Origin of the sequence: Mesobacillus sp., assembly GCF_047739415.1 — a bacterium.
Classification (GTDB): Bacteria; Bacillota; Bacilli; order Bacillales; family Cytobacillaceae; genus Mesobacillus.
This window is the reverse complement of the sequence record NZ_JBIQOE010000125.1, coordinates 1-18,833: the sequence shown is the minus strand read 5'-3', so window position 1 is coordinate 18,833 and position 18,833 is coordinate 1. Positions and strand designations below refer to the sequence as shown.

The 18,833-nt window shown below is 42.6% G+C and carries 22 protein-coding genes and 2 pseudogenes; all 24 read right to left on the bottom strand.

Annotation, left to right across the window (positions count from 1 at the left end; all coding sequences use genetic code 11):
- The coding region (locus tag ACH0QE_RS10090; protein WP_415800563.1) for a DEAD/DEAH box helicase at positions 1 to 863 on the bottom strand (863 nt) is incomplete at its 3' end.
- A gap of 217 nt (positions 864 to 1,080) precedes the next feature.
- The gene (locus tag ACH0QE_RS10085; RefSeq protein WP_415800562.1) at positions 1,081 to 1,923 is read right to left on the bottom strand and encodes a DUF1028 domain-containing protein; all 843 of its coding nucleotides are present in this window, start codon (positions 1,921 to 1,923) and stop codon (positions 1,081 to 1,083) included.
- 107 nt (positions 1,924 to 2,030) lie between these two features.
- The gene (hpf, locus tag ACH0QE_RS10080) at positions 2,031 to 2,576 is read right to left on the bottom strand and encodes a ribosome hibernation-promoting factor, HPF/YfiA family (RefSeq protein ID WP_415800561.1); all 546 of its coding nucleotides are present in this window, start codon (positions 2,574 to 2,576) and stop codon (positions 2,031 to 2,033) included.
- A 175-nt stretch (positions 2,577 to 2,751) separates the two neighbouring features.
- Positions 2,752 to 3,132, bottom strand: coding sequence for a hypothetical protein (locus ACH0QE_RS10075; protein WP_415800560.1), 381 nt, complete (start codon positions 3,130 to 3,132; stop codon positions 2,752 to 2,754).
- Positions 3,133 to 3,141: 9 nt separating this feature from the next.
- Entirely contained in the window at positions 3,142 to 3,486 is a 345-nt protein-coding gene (locus tag ACH0QE_RS10070; RefSeq protein WP_415800559.1) for a flagellar protein FliT, read from the bottom strand.
- Entirely contained in the window at positions 3,486 to 3,887 is a 402-nt protein-coding gene (gene fliS / locus ACH0QE_RS10065; protein ID WP_415800558.1) for a flagellar export chaperone FliS, read from the bottom strand. The genes ACH0QE_RS10070 and fliS overlap by 1 nt, the downstream gene beginning before the upstream one ends.
- A 28-nt stretch (positions 3,888 to 3,915) precedes the next feature.
- Complete coding sequence (locus ACH0QE_RS10060) at positions 3,916 to 5,502, bottom strand: flagellar hook-associated protein 2 (RefSeq protein ID WP_415800557.1); 1,587 nt, start codon at positions 5,500 to 5,502, stop codon at positions 3,916 to 3,918.
- 21 nt (positions 5,503 to 5,523) lie between these two features.
- Positions 5,524 to 5,883, bottom strand: a complete 360-nt coding sequence (gene flaG, locus ACH0QE_RS10055; protein ID WP_415800556.1) for a flagellar protein FlaG — start codon at positions 5,881 to 5,883, stop codon at positions 5,524 to 5,526.
- A gap of 696 nt (positions 5,884 to 6,579) precedes the next feature.
- Positions 6,580 to 6,819 (bottom strand): flagellin, encoded by a 240-nt coding sequence (locus ACH0QE_RS10050; protein WP_415800555.1) that lies wholly within the window; start codon positions 6,817 to 6,819, stop codon positions 6,580 to 6,582.
- 219 nt (positions 6,820 to 7,038) lie between these two features.
- Positions 7,039 to 7,314 carry a flagellin gene (locus ACH0QE_RS10045; RefSeq protein ID WP_415800554.1) on the bottom strand — a complete coding sequence of 92 codons (276 nt, stop codon included), beginning with the start codon at positions 7,312 to 7,314 and terminating at the stop codon, positions 7,039 to 7,041.
- A gap of 372 nt (positions 7,315 to 7,686) precedes the next feature.
- Positions 7,687 to 8,018 (bottom strand): annotated as a pseudogene (locus ACH0QE_RS10040) (JAB domain-containing protein); the annotation flags it as partial.
- Positions 8,019 to 8,499: 481 nt separating this feature from the next.
- Positions 8,500 to 8,613, bottom strand: a pseudogene (locus tag ACH0QE_RS10035) (flagellin); the annotation flags it as partial.
- A 344-nt stretch (positions 8,614 to 8,957) separates the two neighbouring features.
- Positions 8,958 to 10,229, bottom strand: coding sequence for a flagellin (locus ACH0QE_RS10030; protein WP_415800553.1), 1,272 nt, complete (start codon positions 10,227 to 10,229; stop codon positions 8,958 to 8,960).
- Positions 10,230 to 10,369: 140 nt separating this feature from the next.
- Positions 10,370 to 10,588: a carbon storage regulator CsrA gene (gene csrA / locus ACH0QE_RS10025; RefSeq protein WP_415800552.1), complete on the bottom strand. Its 219-nt coding sequence runs from the start codon at positions 10,586 to 10,588 to the stop codon at positions 10,370 to 10,372.
- A gap of 6 nt (positions 10,589 to 10,594) precedes the next feature.
- Positions 10,595 to 11,029 (bottom strand): flagellar assembly protein FliW, encoded by a 435-nt coding sequence (gene fliW / locus ACH0QE_RS10020; protein ID WP_415800551.1) that lies wholly within the window; start codon positions 11,027 to 11,029, stop codon positions 10,595 to 10,597.
- A 14-nt stretch (positions 11,030 to 11,043) separates the two neighbouring features.
- Entirely contained in the window at positions 11,044 to 11,634 is a 591-nt protein-coding gene (locus ACH0QE_RS10015; RefSeq protein ID WP_415800550.1) for a DUF6470 family protein, read from the bottom strand.
- Between the two features lie 45 nt (positions 11,635 to 11,679).
- Complete coding sequence (flgL, locus tag ACH0QE_RS10010; protein ID WP_415800549.1) at positions 11,680 to 12,570, bottom strand: flagellar hook-associated protein FlgL; 891 nt, start codon at positions 12,568 to 12,570, stop codon at positions 11,680 to 11,682.
- A gap of 10 nt (positions 12,571 to 12,580) precedes the next feature.
- The gene (gene flgK / locus ACH0QE_RS10005; RefSeq protein WP_415800548.1) at positions 12,581 to 14,128 is read right to left on the bottom strand and encodes a flagellar hook-associated protein FlgK; all 1,548 of its coding nucleotides are present in this window, start codon (positions 14,126 to 14,128) and stop codon (positions 12,581 to 12,583) included.
- Positions 14,129 to 14,146: 18 nt separating this feature from the next.
- On the bottom strand, positions 14,147 to 14,617 hold the full coding sequence (locus ACH0QE_RS10000) for a flagellar protein FlgN (protein WP_415800547.1): 471 nt from the start codon (positions 14,615 to 14,617) through the stop codon (positions 14,147 to 14,149).
- Between the two features lie 56 nt (positions 14,618 to 14,673).
- Positions 14,674 to 14,943 (bottom strand): flagellar biosynthesis anti-sigma factor FlgM, encoded by a 270-nt coding sequence (gene flgM, locus ACH0QE_RS09995; protein ID WP_415800546.1) that lies wholly within the window; start codon positions 14,941 to 14,943, stop codon positions 14,674 to 14,676.
- A gap of 78 nt (positions 14,944 to 15,021) precedes the next feature.
- Positions 15,022 to 15,426 carry a TIGR03826 family flagellar region protein gene (locus ACH0QE_RS09990; protein WP_415800545.1) on the bottom strand — a complete coding sequence of 135 codons (405 nt, stop codon included), beginning with the start codon at positions 15,424 to 15,426 and terminating at the stop codon, positions 15,022 to 15,024.
- Between the two features lie 28 nt (positions 15,427 to 15,454).
- The gene (locus ACH0QE_RS09985) at positions 15,455 to 16,111 is read right to left on the bottom strand and encodes a ComF family protein (RefSeq protein ID WP_415800544.1); all 657 of its coding nucleotides are present in this window, start codon (positions 16,109 to 16,111) and stop codon (positions 15,455 to 15,457) included.
- 44 nt (positions 16,112 to 16,155) lie between these two features.
- Positions 16,156 to 17,571 (bottom strand): DEAD/DEAH box helicase, encoded by a 1,416-nt coding sequence (locus ACH0QE_RS09980; RefSeq protein WP_415800564.1) that lies wholly within the window; start codon positions 17,569 to 17,571, stop codon positions 16,156 to 16,158.
- 328 nt (positions 17,572 to 17,899) lie between these two features.
- The gene (locus ACH0QE_RS09975) at positions 17,900 to 18,739 is read right to left on the bottom strand and encodes a DegV family protein (RefSeq protein ID WP_415800543.1); all 840 of its coding nucleotides are present in this window, start codon (positions 18,737 to 18,739) and stop codon (positions 17,900 to 17,902) included.
- Positions 18,740 to 18,833: the final 94 nt, after the last annotated feature.

Sequence of the window (18,833 nt, the reverse complement as noted above, 5' to 3'; positions counted from 1 at the left end):
TGGTGAAGCAATGTCACATGCTTGATGTCAAAAAGGTTCTCGATGCCAAAAGCCTTCTCTGACTTCGTGATCCCTTCCTCCGTCAGCTGGACACCCTTCGTTTTTTCATCATATGTGTAGTCTTCTTCACGCTTCAAAGTGCGAACGAATGCATTCGCCTGAATGTAAAGCGCGGCAGATTTTTGCGCAGAACCGGAAATGATCAACGGAGTACGCGCTTCATCGATCAAGATGGAGTCAACTTCATCGATTACACAGAAATGCAATGGACGCTGAACCTTCTGGTCGGAATAAAGCACCATGTTGTCACGAAGATAGTCGAAGCCGAACTCGTTGTTCGTACCATAAGTTATGTCGGCACGGTACGCTTCCTGCTTTTCTTCCTTTGTCATGCTGTTCAGGTTCAATCCGACAGTCAGGCCAAGGAATTCATACAGTTGGCCCATCTCAACGGCGTCACGGCTTGCGAGGTATTCGTTGACCGTGATAACGTGCACGCCACGTCCTGTGATCGCGTTCAAGTAAACCGGCATTGTAGCAGTCAGGGTTTTACCTTCACCAGTCTTCATTTCAGAGATATTTCCTTCATGGAGGGAAATACCACCCATCAGCTGGACTTTATAAGGATACAAACCAAGGACACGTTTAGCACCTTCACGGACGACCGCAAACGCTTCAATCAGCAGTTCATCGGTAGACGCGCCATTCTGGTAACGGGATTTGAACTCATCTGTTTTTTCCCTCAGCTGGTCATCAGACAGCTTTTCCATATCGCCTGCAAGTGCATCGATTTGATCCGCCATTTTCGTCAATCTTTTAATATCGCGTTTATTCTGGTCGAAAATTTTCGTTAAAATCCCCATACAGACGCTCCTTTTATCTAATGAATCTCGTTGTATTTAATATGTTAATTGTGTGAAAAATTGTCCCAAAGAAAAAAGATTCGCTGTAAACGCACCGAATCCCTTTTAGAAAAATTCGATTTATTGCTAAATACTATCTTACCACTTACGACAAGGGGTGACAACCAATCGAGGTATGCGAAAAGTCCCTCTGCCGGTTGACAGAGGGACGAAGGATTTATTGATTTTTCATAAACTCCAACACTTCTAAATCAATCTTGCCCTTCTCCTGCTCTCTTTCCTCGAAGTTTTCGGTGTGGATGTAGGAAGTGAGCGCTTTATGGAGTTTTTCTCCGTCAGAAGGATCGGCCTTAAGATAATCCAGGCGCTTAAGGTGCTGGATGACTGTGTCCTTTACCTCATCTTCGATTGCTACAATATTCTCTGGCTTTGATTTGGCAAAATAAAGCTGCTGCAGGCCGTAGATGCGTATCAGCTCCGTGATTGGTTCAGGATGATCATCGACACGAAGATCGATGTAACGGTCGTTGTAGCCGCCATAGCCGCCGTTCTCCTTGACGACAAGGAGTGCCGCCGACTGCTGGCCCCTGCTGTCGCCACCAGCCTGCTGTCCAGCGTTTAGCGCCTGCAGCAACCGGTGTGCAAGAGAGCCTTCCGTTGACTCAAAAGTTGCTGCCATTGCCTTTACAGTATTCTCATCTACTAAAATATTTCCCTGTGCCGCAAAATGCTTTCCAGTCACCCCGCCTGCCCAGTCATAGCAATATGTACCTGTAAAAGTTGCTGGGTTTCCTTCGGCGTCAATCAATCCCACCTGGCGCATTTCCTTGTCAGGATCATCCTTCGTGATCAGCTCCTTTACTTCCTGAGCTGATTTTCCCTGAGCCATTAACTCAAGCGCCTGTGGACCATATGCTGTATTTGCGTATGACTGTGTAGCCACAGCACCTACCCCAGCCTTCGCAAACGGAACAACCGCCCCTACTCCAAGAAATTTGGATTGTACCGCAATTCCCCATTCTTTTTCCTGAGGATCATAACCTACGATCGAAAATGTCATTATGTATCGCCTCCTGTAAAAATTATTTCGGCACTCGGTATAATTTTTCCTTTTAAAAAACAAATTAAAACCCACAGCCAATTTCTGACTGTGGGTAGAGTTTAAGATTATTGAGCTTCAATCAAACCATAGCGGCCGTCGTTACGCTTATAAACAACATTAGTTTGGTTAGTTTCAGCGTTTGTGAACACGTAGAAGCTGTGGCCCAGCATGTTCATCTGCAGAATCGCCTCTTCGCTGTCCATTGGCTTCAAGTCAAAGCTCTTTGTACGGACAACTTCAAGATCTTCATCATCTTCAACCTGCTCAACTTCAGTGAAGATTGGCGCGTAATCCTTCAGGCTTTCCTTTTCACGGAATTTGCGGTTTACCTTTGTTTTGTGCTTGCGGATCTGGCGCTCAAGCTTATCAGTGATCAAATCGATCGCAGCATACATATCTTCATGAAGCTCCTCTGCGCGAAGCACAAGGTCCTTCATCGGAATCGTAATTTCAACTTTTGATTTTTTATCCTGGTAAACTTTCAGGTTAACGTTCACATTGGCATTGGGTGACTCGGTAAAATACCGGTCAAGCTTCGCAACCTTCTTCTCTACATACTCTCTGATTGCTGGCGTTACCTCAATGTTTTCTCCACGAATGTTGTAGTTCATAGTGGACTCCTCCTTTGGGATATGACTATGTATTACTAATTCTATTTTACCCCAAAGAACTCCTGCAAAAACAGTCTGAAGATTTGACATTTTTATGTCTGTTTTTACCGTCGGAATAGTGGATATTTTGTAGAGGGTTGTCCGAATATGGAAAAACCGCCCGGGATCGGGCGGTTTAGTTGATGTAATAGGGCCTGAATTGTTGATTGATTTGCCCCGACCATCCAAGGAAAGCGGGATAAATCTTTTCCTTCATAAGAATCTCAAGAAATCGATCATCTGTAAATTGAACCAAATGTGCCTTTTCCAATACAAAATCGAATTGTGAGAACTGTTGGATAACCCCTGGCTGATCGGCAAAATGATCAGCCAGGACCTTGTTTGATTCATGGATTTGCATAAAAGCCATGGTTACATCTTCCCATAATTGTTCGGCATCATGATGATTCTTTCTCTCAAGACTGACAAGGATATGACCAAAAGCTTCATCGATGATATCAAGCAATCCGATATACTGGTTGACCAATAAAAACTTTTCCTCAGTTAAAGTGTTCAAACCACCCACCTATTTCCTCTTGTCGTAAAACATGCCGTCCGTTGAAAGGTTTTGGTATGGGTTGACATATTTTGTGTTAGATTCTTTTTTCGATTGCAATCCTTTAATATCTTTTTGAACAGAAGCCTTTTCAGCTTTTAAAAGCTGAGCAAGCTTCATATTCAACTGATTGATTTCCTTCCCTGCTTCCATTTCTTCAGGTGTATAGGGAGGAACAATTGCATCCATGAGTGCTTCTCGCTGACTCAATAACTCATCAGTCCGAGTGATTTTATCATCGCGATCCAGATCAGCAGTTTCCAAAAGTTGTATGAGTTCATTAGTTAGCTGATGAAATTGAAGGACAGCACTCATTAAACTGCGCCACCCTGGCCGTGCTGCTTTTGTCGGTTCAGTTGGATGACCTGCTTCCAGGTGTCGCGGAAGTCAGTGACAAGCACTTCCACTTCCTCTAAAATCGCTGTATCATTCTGGATATTCGCCTCGATTAAACGTCGGTTCATATAGTCGTATAATGACATCATATTTTGTGAAACTTCAAGTTCCATATTTAAAGTGACCATCAGCTCCTGCACGATTTTTTGAGCTTTTTGGATATTTGTATTTTTTGATTGAATATCTTTTGATCGAATGGCATGTTTCGCAAGATTAATAAACTTTAAACAGCCGTTATATAACATCAACGTCAGCTCTCCAGGAGACGCTGTATTGACGGAATTCTGCTGGTAAGACTGGTACGGATTATTCATTGCCATTATTTACTCTCCTTTTTAAAAAGGGCTTTTAATATCCACCGCTAAATTGCTGCATCAAGTAAGCCGACTGGCTATTTGCTTTTTGAATGGCCTTTTCCATCGCAGTAAACTGGCGCCAGTAGCGGTCCTCGACTTGGATCAGGCGGTCTTCGAAGCGGTTGATTTGGCTGTCGACATCGTTTAAGTTTCTTCCCAATGTGAACTTTTGATTCACCCATGTTGATTTACCTGCTTTTCCCTCAATCGTTTTGATCGTCGAATCGATCGTCTTGATCAAACGTTCGGCAATCCCCATCGTGCTTCTTGTTTTTCCATCCCCATCTGTTGCAAACAGCTTGTATACTGCATCGGGGTTTTCCGCCAGCTTACTTTTCAACACTTCTTCATTTTCAATCACGAGTTTACCTTTTTCAGCATAATTAGAAGTGGTTTTAATCCCTAACTCAGCAAGTTGTCCAAAGCCTTTTAAAGCCCCTGCCAGTGGTTCATAGAAGTCGAGCCTCAGGCTATTCAATCCATTGGAAAGGGTGGAATCATTACGGATCAAACCGCTTTTCGCCTTCTCCTCCCATAACTCAATTTGCTTTTCTTCCATAGCCTCTTTTTCTTCATCCGAAAGTGGATTATAGTCACGATATCGCTTTTCATCCAACTTACCGTTAATCTTCTCAATCATTTCATTATACTTATTGACGAACTTTACAATACTGTCAAAAGCAGCTTCCGTATTATTCCCGACAGTAATGGTTTCTTCGCCTGCTGTGACTTGTTTAAAATTGAATTGGATGTTGTTAATTTTATAATCATTGGTAGGAGGTTCAACTGTTAAAGAGCCATTGTATGTAAACTTGGCGTTTGTGCCTCCCGTTTCCGTCGTTTCCCATACTCCAGATCCAGGAGAAGTTTCTTTGCCCGCTTTCATCTGTAGCACATTAGCAATAAACCCTGCATTTGTCCCGTTATAGCCAATCTCCGCACCGAGGAATGTATTCGGGTCCTTATTGAAATCCCCTGTAACAGTCCGTTCCATTACAACCTTATCTGCGGTTGAATCATAGAATGCACGTATCCCCAGCTCTGAGTCATTGATTTTTTTCAGCACATCATTTAATGTCTCAGTTTCAGTGACGTCAAAAGTTTTCTCGACTTTTGTTCCATCTTCTTTGAATGTCGCTAAAGTAAAGCTTATTGGTCCACCGCTAAAGTCCGGTGCCGTCTTAAAGCTTGATATTTGATCCTTGAACGCTTTGCTTGTATCAATCTTTTGCCCTGAAGCAGATACAGTATCCTGGCTCACCCTGACAGCCGCAGATGCCAGACGATCCACTTTGACTTTATATGTACCGCTTATGGTACTCGGAAAAGCTGCTGCTGACACAGCCCCATCATTCGAACTTGACGTAGTTTTCGAAGTATAAGTCCTTTCATAATTCATATCCCGGGCAGCTGTCTGCATCTCATACATGAGCTTGTTCATCTCACGGTATTCATCACGCTGCCACTCGAGAGTCTGTTTCTTTTGTTTGTATTTATCAAGCGGAAGCCGCTCCGCCTTCATTAAATCGCCAACAAGCTGGTCAATATCCATGCCGCTGGCCAATCCGCCTATCCTCATAGCTGACCTTCAACCTCACCTTCAGATCTTTTTATCCACCATAAGGCCAATGAACTCCGTCATCGCCGCATAATAATCCAGCATCTTTTTCGGTGGAATCTCTCTTACTGTTTGTTTTGTTATCTCGTCAACGATTTTCACGTAATATTCATTAAGCTTTTCATGGAATTCAAACTTCAGCGCAGTCGGCGAAGCCTCCATGAACTTATTCATTCCATCGACAATTTCTTTTACCTTTTCTTTTGGGAAATTGAGTGATTCATTTATTTCATCTTTATTTTCAGCCTGTAAAACATTCTCCTGTTTCTCTGCGGTTACATCTATTTTCTCGATGCTTCTAAGTTGCGAGGATAATTGATTGGATGATATGCGTTCGATCATCTTCAGTTCCTCCTACTATACTGATTTATAGTAGTTATATCGGAAAATTATAAAGCATGTTTAGTTTATTTTTCAGGACTACTATAGAAAACTAGACTAGAACACACGTTCCTTTATTATAAGTAGGGCTAGCATGGATGTTGTAGATGAACTATTAAAATACATACCAATGAGACAGTTATCACTTATTACGGGTAAGCTGCTAGGAGATGGAAACTTAACAATTGAGGGGGCCAAACAACCGCGCTTTCGTTTTCAACACAGAACTGAGGATTACGGATGGTGCTTTCACTGCTATCAATGAACTTAAAAATTACGTTCCAATAAACCTGCCAAAGTATAGCTAAATAATGGATTCTCGAATGCATGCTGGATTCTTCGAAACCTTTTAAGTTTATTAAAACCCACCGCGCAAATCAAGAGCCTATTCGTTGAACTCAATTCTATTGATTTCGCCAATGAATGGTTCAAGAAAAAATACAATGAATACTACAAGACTAATGAGACGAAATACAGTTACCAGATCACTCTTAATAGTAAAGAGCTATTAAAAATACAAGCCATTCAGGATAGAACCGGCTTAAGGATGAGTGAAATTATTTTAATACTATTCACTGGTAGAGAAGATAACTTCCAAAACAAATTACAAAAGAAAAAGACTCTAGATGGTCTAGAGCCTTTTTCGAAGTAATAAAATTAACGAAGAAGTTGTAGAACTCCCTGAGGCTGCTGATTCGCCTGCTCTAACATAGCTTGAGCAGCTTGTAAAGGAATAGAGTTCTTAGTTTGGTTCATCATTTCTTTCGCCATCGTGCGAACATTTGCTTTCACAAATGACCAGACTATATCTTCACCCTCTAGCAATCTAATAGGGGTAGGGCACTTCGGATTCACAATGCTGATGACCATTGTTTCACCTACGGATTTCATCATCATAGCTTCCGCCTTAGATGGTCTATCCTAGTCGTTGAACCTTCTCCACTCTTTTGAGACAGGAGCGTGGCTGCTGATTGCCCATATCTTTCTTCTTTTTAACCCTTCACGTTTGTCGTTTCCAACTCCGTTGTGGGGAAGAAAGCTCTAAGGGGTATCCAGCAATCACCCGATAATGTCTCTAGCCGTTATCAGCCAGAGCGACTGTGCTTGTTACTGTTCTTAGGCAGCTAAAGCATAATCTACGTCACGGATACGAGATTCCGCAGCAGTTAGGTTTTCGGAAGATGTTCCTAGGGTGTTGATTGTGTGTTCTAAACGGTTTTGAACAGCACCAAGCTTAGAGCGCTCAGCTGAAACTTGATCGAGTGCACTATTTATTACTGTAATAGCAGACTTTGCACCATCTTGCGAAGATAAGTCTACCCCCGAGATATAATTACCTGAAGCACTATCGCCAAGCTTAGATGTACTCATTTCATTAATGCCTAAAGACATATCTTGGCCTTCGTTAGCTCTAATTTGGAATGATTATGAGCCTTGAGTCACTTATACGGTAAAGGTTAAAGATGCGCCGTTAACTTTAAGAGTCAAACCTGCACCATCATAGCCATTCGGAATGGTAACCATTTGACCATCACCCACAAGGTCAGCAACTTGAGCAGTTGACCCATCTTTTGCTGTAATATCAACCTTCACATCTTTTCCTGCGGTTAATGCTCCATCCAACTCTGCTTTATCAGTACCACCAAGAGTGATAGAATACTTACTACCAAAATTTTCCTGTGATAAGATTTTTCCAGATGCTTTTGAAGCTTGTACACCAGCTTTACCGTTTAGAAATTTCTTAGTGTTAAATTCAGTTGTACCTTCCCTGCTCTGAACACTACTGCCGCGGGGATGGTTATGACCTACTAAAATCGAAGCAGTATTACTCAAAATGGCAGGCTTGAAGCATTCCCTCGGATGTACGATGCTTGCGTTTAGGCTTCCAATGTGACAGATGTTGATGGCTGTTGGTTGATTCTTTATGTCCAAACAAACAACAACAAAGTATTCCCTATCCGTATCTCCTAAGAACTGCTTCAACAATTGATAGCCATCTTCCGGGCTTCGTACACAGCGATTCTTATATAACATGCTGATTCCTTCACTAGCTTTAGGCTAACAATGTTCACACGCTTTGCAGATTGATTATTCATGATTACGATTCCTCCTCCGAAGAGAGGAGCCCTTTTTGACGAACATCATACGCATGTATCTTCAATATTATGATTTATGCTTATTTTTTCCATTGGTTCGTTTAATGAGGGAAATGGAAGCAATCTATTGCAATTCTGTGATTGATTGAAGAAATGAGTGAGCTTTTCACATGAGAAGTTAGAGAATCAAAACTCACGTTAGCATAACCAAGATTACTCGTTAGTCCCTAACATATATAATTTAGTTATTATTCCGAGGAGGTGAAACTGCTGAAAAGATTAATAGCACTGATAGTCAAATTTTTATTCAAGACAGACCAACACCAAGCACCAAGCCAGCTTGTAAAGCCAAAGTTCGCCAAAACACAAAAACCAAATTATTTTCGCAGGAGTAATCTATAGAGTTAAGCCTTATTACATCATTAGCTTTCATTTTACAGAAAAAGGAGTTGCCATCGGCAACCCTTTTTTTGTATTACTATTAACGAAGCAACTGAAGCACGCCTTGAGGCTGTTGGTTAGCTTGAGCCAACATTGCTTGTGCTGCTTGAGAAAGAATAGAATTCTTAGTTTGTGCCATCATTTCTTTCGCCATCGTGCGAACATTTGCTTTCACAAATGACTAGACTATATCTTCACCCTCTAGCATTTTAGTAGGGGTCGGGCACTTCGGATTCACAATGCTGATGACCATTGGTTCACCTACGGATTTCATCATCATAGCTTTCGCCTTAGATGGTCTATCCTAGTCGTTGGACCTTCTCCACTCTTTCGAGACAGGAGCTTGGCTGCTGATTGCCCAATCTTTTCTTTTTTCAAACCTTCACGCTTGTCGTTTCCAACTACGTTGTGGCAAGAAAAGCTCTTAGGGTTTTCCAGCAATTCACCCGATTATTATCACTAGCCGTTACCAGCTAGGACGACTGTGCTTGTCACTGCCTAAGCAGCTATAGCAAAATCTACGTCACGGATACGAGATTCCGCAGCAGTTAGGTTTTCGGAAGAAGTACCTAGGTTATTGATTGTGTGCTCTAAACGATTTGTATAAGCCCCAAGTTTCGAACGCTCAGCTGATACAGTTTGAATCGCTTTATCAATTGCAGTGATTGAAGTGTTCGCTCCACTTTGAGATGTTACATTTAGATTTTTAACGCCTAATGCACTAGCTCTCATGTCGTTGATACCAACGCTCATATTTTGATCTTGGTTCGCCCCAATTTGCATTTTTAATGCATTGTTTGTTCCAACTGTTATAGATACATCTGTATCTGATGCCAAAGTGAATTCTAGCCCTTCATAGTTACCAGATGTAACAGTGACTTTATTACCTGATACAGATGCAGATCCACCTAGTTCAGTAGTTGATACTACTGCATCAGCACCAGAAACTGATGATGCTGCAGCACCTATAGCTGCAAATGCTCCAGTACCAGCACTGAAATCAATTTTAGCAGAAGAACCTTCGGTTGCACTAGTGAAAGTAAAACCTGTTCCATTTGCCCAAGTTGCTGACACCCCAGTAGTTGCAGAGGCATTATTAAATGTATCTAGTGCTTTTTGAACAGTATCAGCTGCTACGAAGGAGAATGATGTTCCATTAACTGTAAGTGTACTTGCTCCTGCTATCATAGCAGTATTCGCATTAGCAACAGCTGTAGTAGTTGCATCAACTTTAGTTGCTTTAGTTGCAAGAGTAGTATTTGAAGCAGTTAAATTAATAACACCAGCTTGTGTATCTGCAGTACCAGTTAAACCGTTTACAGCTGTGTTACTAGCAGTTACAGCAACGCCTGCACTCCCATTCAATAATTTTTTAGTATTAAACTCTGTCGTATTACCAATACGATCAATTTCAGATGTTAATTGATCCATTTCTTTTTGAATTTCAGCACGGTCATCTCCAGTGTTTGTATCATTAGATGATTGAACTGATAATTCACGCATACGTTGAAGAATTGAATGAGTCTCATTTAATGCACCTTCAGCAGTAGCAATTAATGAATTTGCATCTTGCGCGTTTTTAGAAGCCATATCGAGTCCACGAATTTGCCCACGCATTTTTTCAGAAATTGCTAAACCAGCTGCATCATCTCCAGCTTTGTTAATACGAAGACCAGAAGATAATTTCTCCATTGATTTTGATTGTGCAGTTGATGCACTGTTCAACTGACGATAAGTATTAAGTGCCGCAATATTATGATTGATTCTCATTGCATGTTTTCCTCCTTGAATTTGTTGTTCACGTCCTTGTGAACAATTGTTTTATTTGTCTGAGTCGATAAGGTCGGCCGCCCTTATTTTCTCTTACAATAGTTTTATCGTCTTGCGGTTAGGATTGTTTAATAGTGTTTTTAAATTTTTTTCATAAATTTTAATAGCGCTGAGATGTCTTGTGATGCTTGTTCGTTTTCGGTTTTGATTTGTTCGAGGATTTCACTTCGGAAGACCTCAATATTTTTTGGTGCTTTGATGCCTATTTTTACTTGGTCGTTTTTGGATGAGACGATGGTGATTTCGATGTCATCGCCAATTTTGATGCTTTCGCCTTTTTTTCTTGTGAGTACGAGCATGTCTGGTCACCCCTTCGCTTCTACTTTATTAAAGATTGGGTGTTTGGTCTTGTATTGTTCATTGTGCAGGATGACTTGCTTTGCCTTGCGGTTTGTCTGGTTAATGATAATTGGCGCCTGCAGGTTTGCGGTTGTTCTTTCAAATGGATCCTGTACGGTAAGGATAGTGTAGACCGCGACATCTTTTTCACTTTCCAGGCTCAATTCCTCGACCGTCGCATCTTCCAACTGAAAATCATACTCTTTCATAAAATGGAACGGATTAGTTAACACAAATGCCAGTCCAGGAGTCGATACGGATTGGAGGACAAAATAGGATTCATCATCAGACAAGGGCAGCAAGGCAAATTGCTTTTCTTCAACAAAACCCGGTATCCCTTTTTCAAAAGTTAGAATCTCTTCAACTTCTACTTCACCATGATACTTTGTGTTTATTTTCATTTTAGAACCCTTCCTTAAATAGATTGTTCATAATTAATTCCGACATGCTTTAGGTTGGCAAAATCAATTTTTAATGATGGATGATGCTTCAGGTTGACTTCCGCCTTGCCTGGCGTATAACTGATCACTGGCTTATTAATTTGGCTATCAATCATCGGCCGGTTTGTTTTCCAGTTGATCTCTACTTTGCCAGGGTCATACCCTAGCTTCACGCCCCCTGCTGATGGAACCCAGCCAATATTGAAGTCAAGCATTGGCGACTCGCTGTTCCGCTTCGCCTGATCTGCAATCGGATATCCGCCATTCTCGATCATCATCAATTCATCGCCATCCTGGGAAACACGCGCAAGACCAGCGAGCCAATCCTGGTACCCCTGTTGCGCCGCCTCTTCAATCCGGCGGGAAATATGCTTTAAATCCATATCGGCACGTGCCTCTGTCTGGTCAATCGTAAGTCTTGCCGGCTTACGGTCGATATTCAGCTCGGCTGTCGGCTGCTGGATGCTTAATTCCGCTTTGGGTTGCTCCATTTCCAGCCTCGACTGCTGGGAACGGATTTCTGTCTGGGCAAAAGTTGATTGCAAACGTATTTGAGGAAATTGCATTCTGTACTCCTCCTAGAAAAAAAAGCTATTCCCAGTGAGAATAGCTTATCTTAAAAAGTCTAATAGCGTCGGCTGCAGAATACGGGCTCCTACGCCAAGTGCCGCACGGTGGACACTTTCTTGGGTCTTCAAATCGGTGATGACCCTCTCAATATCCGCGTCTTCATTATCTGACAGGACACGGTTGGCCATTATTTCTTGCTGAGCTATTCGATCATCAATCATTTCAAGACGATTGTTTCGTGCACCCAGTTCAGATCGTTCTGCTGAAAGCTTGTCCATTGATCCATCCAACCGTCCAAGCAAATCTTCTAGTTCGGCTGCGTTGTCACTCTCCAATGCTGTCTGGATGCCCTGGACGACATCAAAAAGTTCCTGGTTAAAAACACCATTAGGATCAACATTAGCTCTTAAGGAGACTCCTCGTGAGATTTCCACCTTGTACGAGTTAATATCAGGATCAGCAAGGTTCGCAGCAACCTTTGGCGGATTCGCTGTTGCCACCGGCGGGTGATCTGTATCGGTTCCGTGAAAGATATAGCGGCCGGATACCTGTGTATTGGCGACCTGCACTAAATCATCCTTTATTTGTTCAACCTCACGGGCAATCGCCTCACGGTCAGTTGGGCTCAGTGAACCGTTTTTCCCCTGGATGACAAGCTCCCGCACACGCTGCAAACCATTATTAGCCTGTTCAATCCCAGCCTCAGAATTCTCCATCCACAAATAAAGCTCTGAAAGGTTCCGCTTATATTGCTCAACTTCAGTCAAATTGGAGCGATAAAACATCCCTTTCATAGCGACAACAGGATCATCAGATGGTTTTGTGATTTTCTTGCCGGTAGCCAGCTGATCCTGATACTGACCCATTCTTCGATAGCTTTCGCTGAGGTTTCTTAATGAATTGGAAGAAAGCATTGACTGTGTTATGCGCATTTTATTTCACCTATCTTCCTACGGTTCCCATGCCGTTGATGATTTTTTCGAGCATTTCGTCTTGGAGAGTGATCATCCGGGCTGATGCGTTGTAGGCATGCTGGAACTGGATCATATTTGTCATTTCTTCGTCTAGCGATACGGAACTGACTGACTTGCGGCGATTTTCTACCGATTCTCTTAGTGAACCGCTGTTTTGAGTTAATCGAACGGCTTCTTGCGATTTAACAGCCATGCCGCCAATCACACCTTCATAATAATTGCGGAAGTTTGCTTGTTCGTTGTCGCCGGCATAATCAAATTTATCGTTAATGATGTTCGCAAGTTTTAGAATATTAGTAGAATCGCCGATTGTTGCTCCAGTAATACTGCTTCCATCTGCTGTTGCGATATTATCAAGGCTCTGATTTATTGCATCCGCCAGTTGAATCCGGCTTGCAAATCCTTCGCGTTGAGGATCTATGTCATCCGCATCAGCAAAGAACGGATTTTCAGCCTTTGTTTTGTTGGCAATGTCATTCGGACTCATTCCGTCCTTATGAACATTGTTAAACTCCGTCGCAAAGGTGTACGCAAGGTTGTCTAACTCCTTCATCATTTCAGGATAGACACCAGCAACTTTGCCGTTTGCCTCATACCCATATGAATCTACTAAAGCTTTAAGTTTTCCTGTTGAATTCAAATCTGTAAAGTTAAATTTAGTATCGCCAATAGATATCGTTTTAACTGATTCATCAGCACCATCAAAGTTTACAGTCATATTATTATTACGGTCACCACTCACTAGGATTCCTAGCTCTTTCCCGCTGTCGCTGACCATCTTGATGACGGCTTTTCCATCTGCCATTTTCAGTGCATCGCCGCCTGAATTTGTATAATCAACTTTAATATTTACCACTGATGCCAATTGATCGATCAACCGGTCGCGCTCATCATATAAATCATTTGGCAGATAACCATGTGGTTCGACATCCGCAATTTGACCGTTAATCTTACTAATCTGGTAAGTTAACGAGTTGATTTCTTTTTCAGTCACAGAAACCTCATTCTTCAAATCTCGTTGAATGGAAGAAAGTGAATTTTGCAGATAATTGAAGGTTTCGGCTACTGCAATCCCTCGCTGGCGAACGACAGATCGTGCGCCAGGATTTGTCGGGTTTACCGCTAAATCCTGCAAGGATTGCCAAAATTGGTCCATCGTCTTCGCAAGGCCAGATTCTGAAGGCTCATTCAACACTTCTTCCAGTTTCGTATAAGCCTCTGCCCTAGTCTCCCAGTATCCTAGCTTATTATTTTCGCTTCGGTACTGGATATCCAAAAAGCTTTCCCTTACACGCTGGATTGATCCAGCCTTTACGCCTGTTCCAACCTGCCCAGGAATCTGCGGGCGGTTAAGTGAAGCATTTGGGTATGGCTCTGTCTGTTGAAAGTTAATACGCTGACGAGTGTAGCCAGGCGTGTTGGCATTGGATATATTATGACCCGTTGTATTTAAAGCGCTCTGCTGCGTGAACATTCCGCGGTGCGCTGTTTCTAATCCCATAAAGGTTGAACGCATTTTTCGTTCCTCCAAATATTATGCTTTTGAGTTGAACATCCCCGGCGATTGGCCAGGCTTTGCTTTCTTGCCGGCAGGTGGTCCGTAGTTAATTTCCTTTTCCTGCGGCATCACAAGACTTTTGGAAAAATTAATGAACTGAAGTGACTGATGGATCAATTGCTGATTCAATTCATTTCGAGCCTTTATTTCTGAAATAACTTCCACAAGTTCTTCTTTGATTGTTAAAAGCTTCTCTTTTTCAGAAGGATTTGCCTCTGCAATTTCCTGTAAGGAAGCATCGGGTAAAAACGCTTTTGAAACTGCCAGCCTCTCTTGTTCCAGCTTATTGATCGCAGCAACATGCGCCTGCTCATCCTTCAAGAGCTGATCGAGGGCAGTTGTGTCTCCTTTTTTCACGATATCCGTTTTCTTCACGGTCAGTTCGTAAAGGCTTTTATGTAATTTGAGCATTTTATTCATGATGACAACAAGTGATTCAGCTGACATGGACTGCCCTCCTTCTAGGCATAAAGAAACACTCGCCAGGAAGACGAGTATTCACCCTATTTATTATGATAAAAATTAATGATGCTTTTAGCTGTTTCTTTAGGATTCAATTTGTAAGTACCGTTTTCAACCTGAAGCTTCAGCTCTTCCACCTTTTGCTGGCGCTGAACGGATACTTGAGAAAGCTGCTGCATTTCCTTGGCTGTTGAAGAAATTTCAACCTTATCAGCCTTTTTATTTTGCGTGTTCGCTGCTGCATCTAGTTTATTCATCTGGCGTTTATATGGATTGATCCCTGATGGGCCTATATTATTGTTGATTTTCATCGTCTAAACCTCACTTTCAGAACGATTTCTACTTTTATTATCGGCAATTATCTGCCGATATTTAATGATTCTTTTCGCCTAATCTTTGTGTGTGTAAAAAGTCGCATGATGCTCTGCCATTTCCTTCTTACGCTGCTCTTCTTTCTGGACGGTACGCAAGTCAGCCATAAGCTCCCCGGCGCATGATGCGCAGAGCCTGCCTTCACGAATCACCGTACCACACTTATCACAAGGATAACCGAAATTAGGGAATTGAGTCAGCTGAAACCGACCTGCCCTGATGAATTTTAATATCAGATCTTCCGGTACACCGGTCGCTTCTACAACTTGTATGACGGTCGCTGCTCTGTTTTCCCGTTTCCTCATATACTTAGCCACTGTATCATACGCTGTCTCTTCTTCTTTCCAGCATTTTTCACATACATCTCGAAATTTATTTTTCACATAGAGTGAATCGCATTTTGGGCAATTTTGAAGGTCCAATATCCTTCCTCCTTCAATAATATCTCATCTAGCGTGCCAAAGTGAATGAATACACTTTCGCCGCTCCGTTTTCTTTTAGTAATTTGGCCGCATGCCTCAGCGTTGAGCCTGTAGTATATATATCGTCAATCAGCAAAATTGTTTTACTGTTAAGATTTAGTTCTGTTTCCAATTTGAACACCTGCTCTATGTGGATTCTTTCTGAGCGTGATTTTTTTGACTGTTTTTCGGTGTGGACTCTGGAGAGCAAGTGGGTTGGTTTGAAGCCGGCAGTGGAGATTAGGGCTTCTGCCTGGTTGAAGCCTCTTTCGTAGAGTCGTTCCTCACTGAGAGGAATGGGGACAATATAATCATATTGGTAAGCTTGCAAAGCCTGACAGAGATCTTCTGCAAAAATCTCGGCAAGTACATAATCCCCGCGGAACTTGAATTTCGCCATTATGTCTTTTGCAAAATCGGTATATCGGTACAGTGAGCGGTTCTGATCCAGGCTCCCGCTCCAGTGCTCGTCTTCCCATCTCTTGCAGTCAAAGCATAGATTCTCCACTCGATACTCCGCTTCCAAAAAGGCAAATGGCCTTCCGCAGATTTCACATATTTCCCCTGTAACCGGCGAAAAGTTCTCGTTGCATTCTCCACAAATCTTTGGTGTTTTATCCTCCCCAAAAAGAGTTCTCCATGACAAAGCAGATTCAATCTCCTCATGGCATATCAGACAATGACTCCCTTTCATACATCAATCAGCCCCTTCTTAATTCCTTCTTTGTTCATCGTCACAATTTGGCTGCGGGCACTGAGCATTGCTTCTGTTTTTCCATAATGAAAAAATGTTACGTCACCTGTCGGGTATTCGGCACTTCGCCCTGCCCTTCCTGCAATCTGGACAAGGGCACTCTCGGTAAAAATTCTGTCTTCCGAGCCGATAACAGCCACATCGATATTAGGGATGGTAACACCGCGTTCAAGAATTGTTGTTGTAAGCAAGATGGGGGTATCTTTGTTTCGGAACCTCATGACCTTTTCTTTCCTGTCTGGATCTTCAGCATGAACTGATTCAATGAGAGGATGCATTTGCCGAAAGATGGTGAGGATTTTATCCATGGCGGTGATCTTCGGGGCAAAAATAAGGAGCTGTTTTCCTCTGGTTAATCTAGCTTCTACCCACTTAATGATATTAGGAGGAAGTTTCCCCTTCGAAAGCTTTTTCTCCCAGTTCCCTGACCACACAAACTGTGGTACCGGCAAAGGATGACGATGGTAGCGGGCAGGAATCGTGACGAAATCCCTTTTTCCTAACCGGCATTCTTTTTGCCATTGTTTGTTTGGGGTTGCAGTTAAGTAAATCAAAGAGGATCTTGGTTTTCTGGATTGCTGGACTGCATATTGGAGGGTTTCATCAATGGAATAAGGAAAGGCATCAACTTCATCGACGATCATAACATCGAACGCCCTGTAAAAGCGGAGCAGCTGATGCGTTGTCGCGATTGTAAGCTGAGCATATTCATGGCGATCTTCGCTCCCACCATAGAGAGCGGTAATTTTAACACTCGGAAACACTTTTTGAAAACGAGGCGCCAGCTCAAGAACCACATCTGTCCTTGGAGTTGCAACGCATACCCGCTTGCCTGTGGATAAAGCCTTAGCAATTCCGGCAAATAACACTTCAGTTTTACCAGCCCCGGCAACTGCCCAGACAAGGAGCTCCGAAGAGTTTTCCACAGCTTCCGCAACTCGTCGGGAAGCAACCTTTTGCCCTTCTGACAAATGACCGTCCCAATATAGTGGTTCAGCCACTATATTAAACCCCGGCTCCGGTCCCACCCAGCTGACAAGCGGCGTGCACTCACTCACCCTCCCCATCATCAAACACTTACTGCAATAGTACTCAACTTTTCCACAACGCGAACAGGGGAACTCCGCAAACCACGAATGATCTATCGTGCCGCATCTTGTGCAGGACAATCGCTCTTGATTGATACCCTTTCGATAAAGTAAATAGCCTTGTTCATGGTGCTTTTGTATTTCCGCCACCGAAAAAGGCAACTCCTCCATCAGCAGCTGTTTACCAGCCAGCATTTTTTGCAGTTCGGCATTGTAGTGAAAAGAGCGATTTGTGGATAACGGAGGTAACTGCGGAGGTTCCATGTCGGTGAATACCTGTTCATCAACAGAATAATCAGTGTTGGGGATTAAATTTTCTTCATTCAACAAAGTTAAACACAACCTTCTGTGGATATTAATGTGAATAACAATATTTTTCTGTGTATAATGTGGGTTATTTTGTTGGTAAGTCCCTGTTTATCTTGATGTAAGCGGTTGTTGATGTGGATAAATAGAGGATGGTGGTAAAATGCTTGTTAATAAGTGGATCGTTTTGTTGATAACTACTATTAATATGTGGATAAAGAAAAAAAGCGCCAACTCCCAATACGGATCTGGCGCTTCTCATTGTTGTAAGAACATGTCCGTGGAATTATTTTTTATACCAGCCCATCCCCATCGATCCTTCTCCAAGATGGGTTCCGATGACCGGCCCGAAGTAGCTTAACATGAATTCAACATTCGGAAACTGGGCTTCTAGCTCACTTTTCCATTCAAGTGCTTCTGTTTCACGATTAGCATGGATGACGACCGCCCGGTACTCACCGCCGCTGTTCGCATCTTCCGCTAGTAATTCGACAACACGATTCATCGCCTTCTTACGTGTACGGACCTTTTCATACGGAACAATCATCTTCTCTTCAAAATGGAGCAAAGGCTTTACCTGCAACAGGCTTCCAATTAGCGCCTGGGCACTGGACAATCGGCCGCCGCGCTGAAGATGGCTTAAATCATCCACCATGAAATAAGCACGGATGGATTTCTTCACTTCATTCAAGCGCTCGATGATTTTCTCAGGTTCCACACCTTGCTCTGCCAGTTCTGCAGCTTCAAGAGCATAGAACCCCTGGACCATTGCGCTGATCTCAGAATCAAATGGATATACTTTTATACCCTCTACCATTTCCCCAGCACTCACCGCACCCTGGTAGGTGCCGCTGATTCCGCTGGACAGATGGATGCTAATGACTGCATCGTAATCCTTGGCCAATTTTTCAAAAAGCGTCACAAACTCGCCGATTGGTGGCATGGAAGTAGTCGGAAGCTCACGCTGCTTAACTTCTTCATAAAACTCTTCTGCGCTGATGTCTATTTCTTCTCTATATGTCTCATGATCGAAAATCACGCTTAACGGAATCATGTGGATATTCCATTTCTCCCGCAACTCCTTCGGGATGTACGCAGTGCTATCCGTGATAACTGCCGTTTTCATTGTTATATTACCATCCTTATGTTTTTCTCTACAGTTTGTACAATCCCATTTTATATGAACTTAATGTAAAATGCATTCTTTCAGGAAAACTATT